This is a genomic window from Bacillus sp. PSXD-155, from assembly GCF_049310765.1.
Classification (GTDB): domain Bacteria; phylum Bacillota; class Bacilli; order Bacillales; family Bacillaceae_G; genus Bacillus_A; species Bacillus_A cereus.
This window is the reverse complement of sequence record NZ_JBMOWC010000004.1, coordinates 204564-218370: the sequence shown is the minus strand read 5'-3', so window position 1 is coordinate 218370 and position 13807 is coordinate 204564. Positions and strand designations below refer to the sequence as shown.

The window sequence follows — 13807 nt, the reverse complement described above, 5'->3', positions numbered from 1 at the left end:
TCATAAAATATAGGTCTCCTTATTATATATAGATTACATGTTGACATGTAAGGAGGAACATATTTTGCGAGTTAAATATCATTTTCTGCCAAAGCAGCAAGTAACATTTTGCAAAATAAATGATTCTGGTGAAGAGGCACTGCAAATGATGAACGAAACGGGATTTCGAGCCATCCCGGTATTAGCAGAAGATGAGAAGAAATTCACGGGGATTATTTATAAAGTAGATTTATTAGAAAAAAAATGCAATAGCGGATTAGATCATGTAAGTGCAGGAGATATGCTTGACAATTCCAATGCATTTATTTTTGAAAAGGATTCCTTCTTCAGAGCCTTTTATGTAATTCGTCGGCTTCCGTTTTTAGCCGTGCTAAATGATTATAATGAATTTGTCGGTATGTTAACGCATTCGAATATATTTGATGTTATTGAAGATTCATTTGGTATGCGAACAGGTGGTTATATATTAACAATTGCAACACAAGATTGTAAGGGGACGATTAAAGAGCTTGGGACATTGTTAAAAGCATATAATATCGGTGGTTTGTTTACACTCGATAACGGTGATCAATATATCCGTCGGGTTATTGTAAATATATCAGATGAGTTAGATGAAACAAGATTAAAGCAATTAATCGGAAAAATAGAGAAAAAAGGATTCAGAGTGAGTCATGTAGATTATATTTAAGTTAAAAAGAAAAGTACCTATCTGTTATATACAGATAGGTACTTTTTTGTCCCGTTATTTTTGGGCGGTAAGATCCCCACCTCAAAATTCAGTGAAAGCAATGGGGGGCTTCCCGTAAAAGCCCGATTGGTTAGGGCTGGTTATATGTGAGTAATGAACTTTATTTTGAAACAGGAGGCGGGGATAATGCTAGATCAGATAAAAAAATAAAGTCTGCATGCTCACGAATTTTAGGGATAGAAGTTTCAATAACGCGTGATGTAATTTCACCTGGGGGGCCCACATGCCCGATAGCTACCATAATAGGCTTTTCTTGAATTTTTTTGATGAGTAATTGGGCTTGTTTTGAAATATGTCCTGCTGTATACACATCATCAAAAAATAGTTGGTTTTCAATAATAGGAACTCCTAATTCTTTTCCGATTTTTGGGACGACACTCTTAGGATTCGTTTTACTATCTAAGTAAAATAAACCGTGTTTTTTACAAGCAGCAAGTATAAGGCGAACAATTCTTTCATCCGCTGTTACTTTTGACCCCATATGATTGTTCATTCCAATTGCATGCGGAACTTCTTGAATAGCTTGTTCAAGTCGGTTGTTTATTTCTTCATCGCTTAAATCGGTTGTAATGGCTTTCGGCCCAAGCCATTCTTTTTTACCTTTAATAGGTTCCATTGGCATATGTATAATAACTTCATGGCCTTTCTTATGGGCAGCTATTGCATCTTCTTTTGTGGAAGGAAGAAAAGGCATAACAGCAACAGTTAGTGGAATTGGAAGTGACAACATTTGATTAGTCCCCTTCATATTATTGCCGAAATCATCAATGACAATAGCAACTTTATTCGTATGAGCAGTTGCTTGAATAGGAAATAAGAAGGACGGTAAAAACAAAACAATGATGAATAATGCAATCGTATATTTTCGCATATAAATATTTCCTTTCTCTTGTTATCCCGCTATTTGTGGGTAGTAAGACTCCCACCTCAACATTGGGCTGGATAGGTGGGAGATTCACTGCCAATAAACGCCCGATTGGTGAATGCTAATAATCAGTGGGGCTGAACAAAAAACACTGATGAAAGTTTCACTTTATCAATCATCATTATGTTTTGCTTTTTTATATAAATTAAACAAAAAATGTCGAAGAAAAGTAGGTGGAAAATTAAGAATCCCCGGTTTACGTAGAATTTGTAAAAAAAGAAGATGAAAAAAATGTCTATTATTGCGAATGTATTTACAAAGATAGAATAATTTGTAATAATTCTCAAAGTGAGGGTAAAGATTTGTAAATTACAGGGAGAAAATGTTAAATTTTCTGATTCTTCAAATTTGCATATGATTAAGTAGTTAAAAAAGTCAATGGAGAAGTGAACTTGAGAGCATGGAAGTATAATAAGGGGGATATGGATGTTTACTGTAAAAAGGAAGTACACATTAGAAAAGCTTTCACGTGATATTCATATGAAACGTGAAGAAATGATTCAACTAGGATTAACAAGTGGGCTAAATAGTAAGGAGACAATTCAAGTTAGTCAAGAATTGGACAAGCTTATTTTACAATATCAGCGTTATAAAGAAAAACAAACACCGAAATGGTTTTCAATTATAAAAATACCTATTTTCCAAATCGGGTATGAAGGAAAATCAAATAATTTTTGGCGAATGCTTGTCGCTGGTTTTATGAAATAAGTATAATTACCCTTATAGGATAAGGATAATTATACTATGTGTAACGGAATTTCGATATGAACTGTCGTTCCTTCGTTTTCTGTACTGTCAATAAAAATATGCCCATTATACATCTCTACAATTCGTTTACATATGACAAGTCCAAGACCTGTTCCAGTATCTTTATTAGTAAAGAACGGATGAAAGAGGTGTTTTTGAATATGTTGTGGAATCCCTTTCCCAGTATCTATAATCTGTAATTGTGCATGTGTTTCATTGTTTTTTACTACAATGGTTAGTGTATCACTAGAAGTCATAGCCTCAATTGCATTTTTTGTAATGTTTAAAACCACTTGTTTCATATGGTCTTTCGAACAACGGATATGAACGGGATGGTCTGGCAAATGTAAATGGAATACAATGTTATGTAAATTCGCCTCAGATTGAATAATTAATGCTACCTCATTTAGAATTGTTCTTACATCATATGTTTGTTCGATGATGGCGGTTGGCTTTCCGAGAATAAGAAATTCACTTACAATTTCATTGATTCGCTCTATTTCTTGTTCAATTACGGAAAAGTAGAACTGATCTTGTTCATCTTTATATTTCTCTTTTAATAGAGCGACGAGTCCTTTAATTCCAGTAAGAGGATTACGGATTTCGTGTGCTGTACTTGCTGCAAAAGTTCCAACTAATTCAATTTTCTGTAGTTCGTTTTGTTGTCTTTCAAGTTTTGTTTGACGTTTTAACAACATATATTGAGCAAGTAAAAATAAAATAGACATTAAAAATAAAGTAGCGATACACTCTATTGCAACCCACTGGTATAAGGTTTTCTGATGAATAGGTAATGGAGAAACAGAGACCTTCCAATTTAATCTTTGGAGTGGGGTAGTAAGCATATTAGAATGCGTATCACTTGTGTCGTTATTATCATCGGTTAGAAAAACTACATCATGTTTATCAGTTACCTCAAAATGGTATTGTGGTTTAATGGCATTTAAAGAAGATGAAATGTAATCAAAGCGTAAACTAGCTAATAATAATCCTGAGAGCTCTTTCTGTTTATTGAATATGGGGGTAGCAATCATAATAGCTTTATGTCCAAGAACGCGATCAGTAATGACTGATGATACAGTGGTTTTTTTAGTTTGTAGCACGTCTTGAATATATTTACGGTCTGAAACATCAATAGGCTTTGATTCATCTTCAGATGCGATTGTAATGACCCCTTCTGGTGTAGCGTAATATAAACCAGAAAAGCGTGCATCGTTCCCATCTGTATCATGTACAATTTGTTTAATGCCGTTTATATTACCAGTCTCGGTGCCTACAACTTTTGCAAGCATGTCTAAAGCAGAAATTGCTTCACCAAGATGATGATCTAAATAATCTCTATATAAAAAGAGAACTGTATGAGCGGATAATTTGTTTTCCTGTTTCATTTTATATGTATGATACGAATAAAATGTAGCACCAATCCCTATTGTCGGTAGGATAACAAGCAATATATATATAATTATGCTTTGGAATTTGACTTTCAAATGTGGTACTCCTTCTTTTTTATTATCATTATATATAAACTATGTTAAAATTGTCATGTTTTTATTCAAGAATGATTCTTAATATATTAGGGGGAGAGGAAATGGATGAGTGAATGCTCATTCGGAATTCACATGAAGTATGAAGTGGCATTTTCTTTTTATTGGTGAGAATTTAAGTGAAGGGTTGAAAGTTGTATGACATCAAATAATGAACGAGAAGATATTTCTCAATCTTTAAAAGTATTTATTGCATTATCTCGTGTACATCGTTCTGTTATGGATACTACAAATAAATCTATACAAAGTAACGGATTAAATCCAACTGAATTTGCTGTATTAGAACTGCTATATCATAAAGGCGGTCAACCACTCCAGCAAATTGGTGAGCGCATTTTAATAGCCAGTGGCAGCATTACATATGTTGTAGATAAGCTGGAGAAAAAGGGATTAGTAAAGAGAATCCCATGTCCGAATGACAGACGTGTTATTTACGCGCAATTAACTGAGTCTGGCGAGAACTTTATTGCTTCTATTTTTCCGGGGCATGAGAAAGTTATACATCAGTCTTTTGAAATGTTAACGAAAGATGAAAAAGATGAATTACTTGATCTATTAAAAAAAATTGGGAAGTATGAAAAATAATAATATGTTCCAAAGGAGCTTTGGATAAATAAATCCAGGGCTTTTTTATTTGCAATGAACTCAGAGTAGTCACTGCCGAATTTTGTTGAAAATTAAGAGGGAATTCGAGAATACGTATTGAATTATAATAAAGGTATGTAATGGAGAGGAGGCTCGTTCATGTCATTTAAAGACTATGAATATAAACGCCCAAATATTGAAGAGTTAAAAGAGAAATTTACTGTTGCTTTAGAGAAGTTTGATAACGCAAAAACTGTAGAAGAACAAAAACAAGTCATTCATTCAATTAATGAAATTCGCAACGATTTTGGTACAATGGGAAACCTTTGTTACATTCGCCATTCTGTTGATACGACGGATACTTTTTATAAGGAGGAGCAGGATTTCTTTGATGAATTCTCTCCAGTTGTACAAGGATATGGTACAAAATATTATAAGGCACTTATTAATTCTCCATCTCGTGAAGAATTAGAGGCGTATTATGGAAAACAATTATTTGCTCTAGCAGAATGTGATTTAAAAACATATTCAGATGAAGTCGTGAAAGATTTACAATTAGAAAATAAATTATCGTCGCAATATACACAGTTATTAGCATCCGCAAAAATTGACTTTGCTGGAGAAGAAAGAACGTTATCGCAATTGATTCCGTTTATGCAAGGAAAAGAAAGAAGCGAACGTAAAGCAGCAAGTGAAGCATACTACGGATTTTTAGCTGGAAATGAGGAAGAACTAGATCGTATTTATGATGAGCTTGTTAAAGTGAGAACGAAAATCGCAAAATCTTTAGGTTTCAAAACCTTTGTTGAACTTGGATATGCAAGAATGTACCGTACAGATTATAATGCGGAGATGGTGGCTAATTACCGTCAGCAAGTGCTGGATTATATCGTTCCCGTTACAACGGAATTAAGAAAGCGACAACAAGCACGTATCGGTGTAGAGAAGTTAGCTTATTACGACGAAAACTTTGAGTTTGCTACAGGTAACCCAACTCCAAAAGGAGATGCGGATTGGATTGTTGATCATGGAAAGACCATGTATAAAGAGTTATCGGCTGAAACAGATGAATTTTTCAATTTCATGCTAGATAACGATTTATTAGATTTAGTTGCGAAAAAAGGAAAAGCTGGTGGCGGATATTGTACATATATTGAGAATTATAAAGCGCCGTTTATTTTCTCAAACTTTAATGGAACATCTGGTGACATTGATGTATTAACACATGAAGCAGGTCATGCTTTCCAAGTATATGAAAGTCGTAAATTTGAAATTCCAGAATATAATTGGCCAACATATGAGGCATGTGAAATCCACTCTATGAGTATGGAATTCTTTACATGGCCATGGATGAAGCTATTCTTTGAAGAAGATGCAGATAAATATTACTTCTCTCACTTAAGTTCAGCACTTCTGTTTTTACCTTATGGTGTATCTGTTGATGAATATCAACATTATGTATATGAAAATCCTGAAGCATCACCTGAAGAGCGTAAGACAGCATGGCGTAACATAGAGAAGAAATATTTACCGCATCGTGATTATGAGGATAATGATTATTTAGAGCGCGGTGGTTTTTGGCAACGTCAAGGGCATATTTATAGCTCACCTTTCTATTATATTGATTACACGCTTGCTCAAATTTGTGCGCTACAATTTTGGAAACGTGCAAGAGATAATAGACAAGAGGCATGGGAAGATTATGTGAATCTGTGCCAACAAGGTGGAAGTAAATCGTTCTTAGAATTAGTAGAAGTTGCAAATTTAACATCACCATTTGCTGAAGGCTGTGTGAAAAGTGTTATTACAGAAATTGAAGCATGGTTACATGCGATTGACGACACAAAATTGTAAAAAACATGCGCTTTTTTTCACATGTTTAACATCGACATAATGGGAAAATGATGAGATAATAAAAGAAAATTCAGAATACTAAAGAGGTGTTTCTAATAAGGAGCACCTCTTTTCACCAACAAAAAGGGGGGAAAGAAGTATGCTTCAATCTAATATGGATGTGAGTTTAGAAAGTTTAGTAAGCTCATTACAGTCTACTCGAAGCACGCTATTATCAGAAATTGAAATGTTAAATGATACAGAAGTGAATGTAAAGCCACGCCGTGATAAATGGAGTATTATTCAAATTTTACACCACTTGCATTTAGTTGAACAATCTGTCACGTCTGCCCTTGTATATGCTTTACAAAAAAATGAAAGAAACATGACTCCATTTAAAGACCTCCAACTTACGCTTGATCGCACACATAAACGAGAAGCTCCTCAGCAAATGCAACCAACAGAAACTTTAATGAAAAAACAGCAAGGAATTCAATTACTAGAACATTCACGACAAGAACTATTACATGCGCTTCATAGTGTTATAGATGAAAAAGATCTATTTGAAAATGGATTAAAGCATCCTGTTTTTAATGATCTGAATTTGTATCAATGGGTTCAATTTCTTGATTTGCATGAACAAAGACATCTTACGCAATTAAAAGAGGCGAAACATGCAATTTTGCAGCGCTAAAGTGGAAGAAGTGGGAAACCACTTCTTTTTTTGATACGTGCATAGTTTTCTTTCTTATTTTGGAATACTACATGGAGAAAGAAAAGAAGGAGTTGAAAAAATATGTCTAAGAAGAAGCGAGAAGAAGAGCGCGCCTGGAAAGCGCGTAAAGAAAATCAACAACCGCACGGAAAAGTGAAAGCTTTTGCTGAATTAGTTGAAGGAACAGAAAAAACGTGATGATTATTTCATCACGTTTTTTGTATGAGTGGAAAAGTTAATAAAAAGGTTGTACCGATTCCTTTTTCACTTATAATATCAATTTTTCCATTCATAGCTTGAACAACACTGAATACGACCATCATTCCAAGTCCAGTGCCTTTTTCTTTCGTTGAATAGAAAGGCGAGCCAAGACGTTTTACTTGTTCTGAATCCATACCGACTCCTGTATCTTTTATATATAACTGAATATGCTTATGATCAGGAACTAATGTGAAATAAAGATCACCGCCTTTTGGCATAGCCTCAATGCAATTTTTTAAAATATTTAATAAACATTGATTTAGTTTTTGCTTTTCTCCAGCGATAAAAAAAGAAGTGCTTTGCTTTATATAATGAGTACGTACATTTGTTAAATTAGCAAGCGGTGTAATTAACGACAATGCATGTAGTAATTCTTCTTCTAACTGTAATGTTTGTTCTTTTTCAATGCTTGGTTTAGCAAAGGTTAAATAATCTGTAAGAACATGATTTGCTTGTTCAATGCCGTTAATGGCAATGTCGATATATAATTTTCGTTCCTGCTCAGTGCATGTATCTGATTGTAACAGTTGTAAAAACCCTTTTGTTGAAGTTAATGGATTGCGAATTTCATGAGAGATAGACGCTGCCATTTCACCAATTAAATGAAATTTTTCAGCATTTATAAGTTCGTTTTGGAGACGAACTTGAGTTTGTAATATGTGTAGTAAATATAAAATTAGAATCGTACCAAGCATTGAACATAACTCATACACAATAATATGCGGTATATAATCAGTCTTATTTGTAACCTTTGAAAGGAAGAAGGGTATCCAACTAAATCCGTATGTGAGACTGTAGATAATAGCAAGTGTTATTTTTATACGATTAGAAGTTCGATTGAAAAATTTATATGTTAATAGTAGAACAATAAATAGAAGAACAGAACCGATAAGAGATGGGAAAACACCGATCCCACCTAATAATAAGCGATATATGTTTAATACAACTAAGATAGAACCACCAGCAATAGGCCCTCCCGTTAATGTACCGACAATTAATACAATATGGCGCATATCAAATTGAAAACCATTATTTGTTTTTGCTGCAAATGTAATACAGAGTACGGTAGCGAGGCAACAGAGTACAATGAATATAGCTGAATTTAATTTAGGAGAGCGTTTCCCTTTTTGATTCCAAAATAAATGATATACGAGCATTGTAATCAGGATGAATAATATATTTAAAAAGAGATAAATAATAAAGGATTTCAGTGGGATGCCTCCTCTCTTCTTATATTAAATTAATCATACTATAAAATGAAAGAAATGAAATGATAAATAGCGGAAAAATCAGAAATTTTTACGCTAGTATACAATATGTTACAATAAGCTGTGTCAATGAAAGAAGAAATTCCGTGCACCGCGCGGGAGAGGTTCGCGAACTCCCTCTATAAAAAACTATGGAAACAACAATATCCTTAGGTATTGTTTTGTTTTTTTATTGTGACAGTTCAAGAACGTTCTTTCTTCTTATTTATAGTAGAGAAGGAGAATGAGTGAAATGAAAAAAGAAAAAGCAGTTGTTGTTTTTAGTGGAGGACAAGATAGTACGACATGTTTATTTTGGGCAATAGAGCAGTTTGCAGAGGTAGAAGCTGTAACATTTAATTACAATCAACGTCATAAGCTAGAAATTGATTGTGCAGCGGAAATTGCAAAAGAGCTAGGAATAAAGCATACGGTACTAGATATGAGTCTATTAAATCAACTTGCTCCAAATGCGTTAACGAGAACGGATATGGAGATTACACATGAAGAAGGTGAATTGCCATCGACATTTGTAGATGGACGAAATTTACTCTTCCTATCATTTGCTGCTGTATTAGCAAAACAAGTTGGAGCACGTCATATTGTAACAGGTGTATGTGAAACTGATTTCAGTGGTTATCCAGACTGCCGTGACGTGTTTGTGAAATCGTTAAACGTTACTTTAAATTTATCTATGGATTACCCGTTTGTCATTCACACGCCACTTATGTGGATTGATAAAGCTGAAACATGGAAATTATCAGATGAACTTGGAGCATTTGAGTTTGTTCGGGAAAAAACATTAACATGTTATAACGGAATCATTGGTGATGGTTGCGGTGAATGTCCAGCATGTCAACTTCGTAAAGCAGGATTAGATACGTACCTACAGGAACGCGAAGGAGCGAACAACTAATGGATAACTTTTTTGGATTTCGCATCGTAGAGAATTTGCAAAAAATGGACAAGGATATTCAGCGTAAACAACTCAAATACCATAATAAAAGAGTAATGGTCAGCAAGGAATTTACATTTGATGCAGCACACCATTTACACTGTTATGAAGGGAAATGTAAAAACTTACATGGTCACACATATAAAGTTGTATTTGGAATTAGTGGATATGTAAATGAAATAGGTCTTGCAATTGACTTTGGAGATATAAAAGAAATTTGGAAGAATGAAATCGAAATTTATTTAGATCATCGTTATTTAAACGAAACGTTACCTGCAATGAATACGACTGCTGAAAATATGGTCGTTTGGATTTATGAAAAGATGGCAGAAGCACTAACAAAAGAGAATCGAGTGAACGAATATAAAGGAGCTCGCGTTGAATTTGTTCGTCTATTTGAGACGCCGACTAGTTATGCGGAAGTAAGACGGGAGTGGATGCTTGATGAGTAAAATCCCTGTCTTAGAAATATTCGGTCCGACTATTCAAGGTGAAGGAATGGTTGTAGGGCAAAAGACAATGTTTATCCGTACAGCTGGTTGTGATTATAGCTGTGCTTGGTGTGATTCTGCTTTTACGTGGGATGGATCAGCTAAAGATCAAATTAGACAGATGACACCAGAAGATATTTGGGATGAGCTTGTTGCAATTGGAGGAGAAAATTTTTCTCATGTTACGATTTCAGGTGGAAATCCGGCATTACTGAAAAATATTGAGTTTCTTCTTTCAATATTAAAAGAAAATGGAATGCGAACGGCAATTGAAACGCAAGGGAGTAAATGGCAAGATTGGTTACTTCAAATTGATGAGGTAACAATTTCTCCAAAACCACCAAGTTCGACGATGAAAACAGATTTTCAGAAGTTAGATGCTATTATTCAGAAACTAGCAGGAAAAGATATTAGTTTAAAAGTAGTAGTATTCGATGATCATGATTTTGAATATGCAGTTAAGATGCACGAACGTTATCCAGGTGTACCATTTTTCCTGCAAGTAGGAAACGATGATACAAAAACAGTGGATGATGCGATGCTTATTAAAAAATTATTAGATAAGTATGAGTGGCTGATTGATAAAGCTGTAAATTGTAAAGAGATGAATGATGCAAAAGTATTGCCTCAGCTTCATGCGTTAGTATGGGGAAATAAACGCGGCGTATAACGAGAAGGGATGTTTAAAATGACTGGAAGATTAGATGAAGATTTAAAAGATGTAACATTATTAGGAAATCAAAATACAAAATATTTATTTGAATATAGCCCAGAAATATTAGAGGTATTTGATAATAATCATCCAAACCGTGATTATTTTGTAAAATTCAATTGTCCTGAATTTACAAGTTTATGTCCGAAAACAGGACAACCAGATTTTGCAACAATTTATATTAGCTATATTCCAGAGCAAAAAATGGTAGAGAGTAAATCTTTAAAGTTGTATTTATTTAGTTTCCGCAATCATGGTGATTTCCACGAAGATTGCATGAACGTTATTATGAACGATTTAATTAAATTAATGGATCCACGTTACATTGAGGTATGGGGGAAATTCACACCACGTGGTGGCATTTCAATTGATCCATACTGCAACTACGGTCGCCCAGGGACGAAGTATGAACAAATGGCTGACTACCGCATGATGAACCACGATCTATATCCGGAAACAATTGATAATCGTTAATAGAAAGAAAGGGCCTGTATACTATACAGGCCCTTTCTTTCTATTATATTATGCATTTTGATTAATGACAGTATAGTTTTTATGACTTACAACTGTAAGAGGTTCCATATCTAGTTCTCTAAAATTCTTCATAATTGTTATATCAACAATAACAGAGTTTTGATTTACTTTTTGAACACGGCCTTGCATTCCACCTTTAAATTCGATGATATCTCCAGTTTCTGCGATCTGCATAAGCAACTCTCCTTGTTACAGTTTTCCCAAAAAAAGAATAAATTTGGGTTTTTTTATTTCCTCCTATTTTGAACCATATTTCCTACTTTGTAAATGTTTCCAAAGTAAAAATTCGAAAAATATTCACTTTTTGTAAGAAAATATGTAGAAAATCCATGTTATTTGAAAAAAATAGCAAAAATGCGGGAATCTTTATATCGAGGTATAATGAAAAAGTAGAATAACCTGCTGAAGTGGGAGAAATTAGAGGCGGTAAAATGATGTTTGAATTTGTGGGGAGTGTTATAGCTTTAATTTTATTTTTATTTTCTTATATGCATTTAAAAAAGATTCGTCAATATGATACGAGTACATATTTTGATGGGATGGATGGTATCCATGCTTCGATAACGCATGATAGTGGTGGGGAGATGTAAAGGTATATGACTTTCTTTTCTTGCGTGGTATGATGTTTAGAACTAGTGCATAATAGAGTTCGTAAGTGATGAATGGAGAGTGAAAAGAATGAAGATTTCTTTTATTCGTCATGGTTGTTTAGGTCGTATAAGAGAACCGATGACAATTAATTCATTTCACGAATGGATGAAACAGTATGATTCCGAGTCAATGATACAAAAAGCTAAAATGCCGATAGAAACAATAGAGGCAATTGAAGCAGCGAAATTTGTCTTAACAAGTGATCAAAGGCGTGCTGTACAATCAGCAGCTGAATTAACGGATTCTTTATCTTTTATGCAAAACTCTCTTTTTAGAGAAGCTGAAGTTCCTTCATACTTTTTTGCTCCGAAGTGGTTGAAATGCACAATTAAGGTATGGATGTTCATTGGGCGCACATTATGGATACTTGGCTACCATAAAGATGTTGAGTCTTATAAGGAAGTAAGAGAGAGGGCAAGGCAAGCGGCTTACCTGTTACATCGTTATGCTCTCGTACATGGAAGTATTGCTCTTGTAGGTCATAATTATTTTAATTCGATGATTGGAACGGAGCTGAGGGCAATGGGATGGTCTGGTTCTCCTATTTTGCATAGAAAGCCATGGGGATGTACAACATATACGTTTCACGAGGCGATGGATGGAAATATATTAAATACGAATTTAACATAAAAGCACACGATTTATATAAATCGTGTGCTTTCTTTTTAAGATATAGAAATTTTGACGTTTAATGGTTTTACGAGATGAGCATAAGGTTCGCCTACTAGCATAACAATTTCATCTTTTTTATAACCTAACTTTTCGTATAGTGAATAGGCGCGTGTGTTTTCTAAATTAACAAGTAAAGCGATTTTTTCATGCCCTTTTTCAGTTGCATAGATTTCGGCAGCTTCAATTAATTTAGAACCAATACCTTTTCCACCGTGTGCACTTGAAACTGATAATGTATCAATGTAATACTCATCAAGCTCAGCTTCTTTTTCTAACGTAATCGATTCATCTTTATGTAATTCTCTTAAGTGATGTACAATTGGTGCGTCAAGCTGTGTTGCTTCACTACCGTGATAAGCGACAATAATTCCAACTGCACTCTCGTCTTGTTCATAAATAAAACAGTTTTCGTAGCTCAGACGGTTATTTTCTTTTGAGAACCATGTCTCAAGTCCTAGTAATACTTCTGCTTCAACTGTGCTACCTGTGATTTTTTCAGCAATTTCATGCAGAGCATTATACAATAAAGGAGCTATTGCCATTGCATCTGTCTTTTTTGCTTTCCGAATCATAGTATCCCTCCTAGTTCTATTTGTATATTGTAGCATAGTGGTATGGAACTTTGCATAATTGAATGCCGAAATGTTTGATATAGAGAAGTAGCTATGTTAGTATATGATATTTAGTGGACATATAGTAAAACGATATTGTTTGCGAAATAACGAAAATAAAATCATGGCATAACAACAAGATAAAGTGAAATGTTAATCAGTAAGATTTTTTGTTCATTCCACGACTGATTAGTAGTCAACACCAATCGGACTACCCGCAAATAGCGGGATAATTTTACAGTTGTTGACCTATAGAATATACGATAGAATAAAATATTGCAGAGAGGTGAAATACATGGATAAAGAATTAGCAAATACAATTTTAGATCAGCTGAAAAATGGTGAAATAACGGAGTATGTTGTTACGAAAGATGTATTTTATACGTTCAGAGAAGTTGTTGTAAATAGAGAAGACTTTAAGCATTTCATTGGTAACGCACAGCGAGGCGGGCAAGTGATTTATACATATTCAGAAACGCCACGTTCATAAAGGGGAATTTTGATCAGCAGGGCATCCCTCACTGATTAGTAACCTTCACCAACTGGACGTTTAATGTGGGATAAATAAAAGATAAA

18 protein-coding genes and 1 riboswitch are annotated in these 13807 nt (G+C 34.3%); of the genes, 13 read left to right on the top strand and 5 right to left on the bottom strand.

Features of this window, described 5'->3' with window-relative positions; genetic code table 11:
• Window positions 1-64: 64 nt before the first annotated feature.
• On the top strand, window positions 65-688 hold the full coding sequence (gene cbpA, locus ACO6VI_RS05855) for a cyclic di-AMP binding protein CbpA (RefSeq protein ID WP_053564936.1): 624 nt from the start codon (window positions 65-67) through the stop codon (window positions 686-688).
• Between the two features lie 160 nt (window positions 689-848).
• On the opposite strand, the gene ACO6VI_RS05850 is transcribed toward cbpA, so the two are convergent.
• On the bottom strand, window positions 849-1619 hold the full coding sequence (locus ACO6VI_RS05850) for a divergent polysaccharide deacetylase family protein (protein WP_001234111.1): 771 nt from the start codon (window positions 1617-1619) through the stop codon (window positions 849-851).
• Window positions 1620-2099: 480 nt separating this feature from the next.
• Between ACO6VI_RS05850 and ACO6VI_RS05845 the strand changes: the two genes are divergently transcribed.
• Window positions 2100-2381: an aspartyl-phosphate phosphatase Spo0E family protein gene (locus ACO6VI_RS05845; protein ID WP_063546911.1), complete on the top strand. Its 282-nt coding sequence runs from the start codon at window positions 2100-2102 to the stop codon at window positions 2379-2381.
• A gap of 29 nt (window positions 2382-2410) precedes the next feature.
• On the opposite strand, the gene ACO6VI_RS05840 is transcribed toward ACO6VI_RS05845, so the two are convergent.
• Window positions 2411-3907: a DUF3149 domain-containing protein gene (locus ACO6VI_RS05840; RefSeq protein ID WP_053564935.1), complete on the bottom strand. Its 1497-nt coding sequence runs from the start codon at window positions 3905-3907 to the stop codon at window positions 2411-2413.
• Between the two features lie 195 nt (window positions 3908-4102).
• Here ACO6VI_RS05840 and ACO6VI_RS05835 point away from each other — a divergent pair, with 195 nt between their 5' ends.
• From ACO6VI_RS05835 to ACO6VI_RS05820, 4 genes are all read left to right on the top strand, one after another.
• On the top strand, window positions 4103-4549 hold the full coding sequence (locus tag ACO6VI_RS05835) for a MarR family winged helix-turn-helix transcriptional regulator (protein ID WP_000203336.1): 447 nt from the start codon (window positions 4103-4105) through the stop codon (window positions 4547-4549).
• 159 nt (window positions 4550-4708) lie between these two features.
• Complete coding sequence (locus ACO6VI_RS05830; RefSeq protein WP_422423011.1) at window positions 4709-6403, top strand: M3 family oligoendopeptidase; 1695 nt, start codon at window positions 4709-4711, stop codon at window positions 6401-6403.
• Between the two features lie 139 nt (window positions 6404-6542).
• The gene (locus ACO6VI_RS05825) at window positions 6543-7076 is read left to right on the top strand and encodes a DinB family protein (RefSeq protein ID WP_000941977.1); all 534 of its coding nucleotides are present in this window, start codon (window positions 6543-6545) and stop codon (window positions 7074-7076) included.
• A 102-nt stretch (window positions 7077-7178) separates the two neighbouring features.
• Complete coding sequence (locus ACO6VI_RS05820) at window positions 7179-7295, top strand: DUF6254 family protein (protein ID WP_000038355.1); 117 nt, start codon at window positions 7179-7181, stop codon at window positions 7293-7295.
• Window positions 7296-7306: 11 nt separating this feature from the next.
• Here the strand turns inward: ACO6VI_RS05820 and kinB are convergent, their stop codons facing one another.
• Window positions 7307-8515 (bottom strand): sporulation sensor histidine kinase KinB, encoded by a 1209-nt coding sequence (gene kinB, locus ACO6VI_RS05815; RefSeq protein ID WP_000964151.1) that lies wholly within the window; start codon window positions 8513-8515, stop codon window positions 7307-7309.
• A gap of 206 nt (window positions 8516-8721) precedes the next feature.
• A riboswitch (PreQ1 riboswitch) is annotated at window positions 8722-8765 on the top strand.
• A gap of 93 nt (window positions 8766-8858) precedes the next feature.
• On the opposite strand from kinB, the gene queC reads away from it, so the two are divergent.
• The 4 genes from queC to queF are packed head-to-tail and all read left to right on the top strand — an operon-like array spanning window position 8859 to window position 11237.
• Window positions 8859-9521, top strand: coding sequence for a 7-cyano-7-deazaguanine synthase QueC (queC, locus tag ACO6VI_RS05810; RefSeq protein WP_000711595.1), 663 nt, complete (start codon window positions 8859-8861; stop codon window positions 9519-9521).
• On the top strand, window positions 9521-10012 hold the full coding sequence (queD, locus tag ACO6VI_RS05805; RefSeq protein ID WP_000368414.1) for a 6-carboxytetrahydropterin synthase QueD: 492 nt from the start codon (window positions 9521-9523) through the stop codon (window positions 10010-10012). Before queC ends, queD begins: the two co-directional genes overlap by 1 nt.
• Window positions 10005-10721, top strand: coding sequence for a 7-carboxy-7-deazaguanine synthase QueE (gene queE / locus ACO6VI_RS05800; protein ID WP_000036299.1), 717 nt, complete (start codon window positions 10005-10007; stop codon window positions 10719-10721). The genes queD and queE overlap by 8 nt, the downstream gene beginning before the upstream one ends.
• An 18-nt stretch (window positions 10722-10739) precedes the next feature.
• Complete coding sequence (queF, locus tag ACO6VI_RS05795) at window positions 10740-11237, top strand: preQ(1) synthase (RefSeq protein ID WP_001986050.1); 498 nt, start codon at window positions 10740-10742, stop codon at window positions 11235-11237.
• A 48-nt stretch (window positions 11238-11285) separates the two neighbouring features.
• Here queF and ACO6VI_RS05790 read toward each other — a convergent pair whose 3' ends face one another.
• A complete protein-coding gene (locus tag ACO6VI_RS05790; RefSeq protein ID WP_001165082.1) occupies window positions 11286-11471 on the bottom strand; it encodes a YkvS family protein in 186 nt (61 codons plus the stop codon).
• Between the two features lie 260 nt (window positions 11472-11731).
• On the opposite strand from ACO6VI_RS05790, the gene ACO6VI_RS05785 reads away from it, so the two are divergent.
• Window positions 11732-11887: a hypothetical protein gene (locus tag ACO6VI_RS05785; RefSeq protein ID WP_000461432.1), complete on the top strand. Its 156-nt coding sequence runs from the start codon at window positions 11732-11734 to the stop codon at window positions 11885-11887.
• 88 nt (window positions 11888-11975) lie between these two features.
• Entirely contained in the window at window positions 11976-12578 is a 603-nt protein-coding gene (locus tag ACO6VI_RS05780) for a hypothetical protein (protein ID WP_000703093.1), read from the top strand.
• Between the two features lie 35 nt (window positions 12579-12613).
• Here the strand turns inward: ACO6VI_RS05780 and ACO6VI_RS05775 are convergent, their stop codons facing one another.
• Window positions 12614-13192 (bottom strand): GNAT family N-acetyltransferase, encoded by a 579-nt coding sequence (locus tag ACO6VI_RS05775; RefSeq protein ID WP_000619547.1) that lies wholly within the window; start codon window positions 13190-13192, stop codon window positions 12614-12616.
• Between the two features lie 334 nt (window positions 13193-13526).
• Here ACO6VI_RS05775 and ACO6VI_RS05770 point away from each other — a divergent pair, with 334 nt between their 5' ends.
• A complete protein-coding gene (locus ACO6VI_RS05770; protein ID WP_000356686.1) occupies window positions 13527-13721 on the top strand; it encodes a hypothetical protein in 195 nt (64 codons plus the stop codon).
• Window positions 13722-13807: the final 86 nt, after the last annotated feature.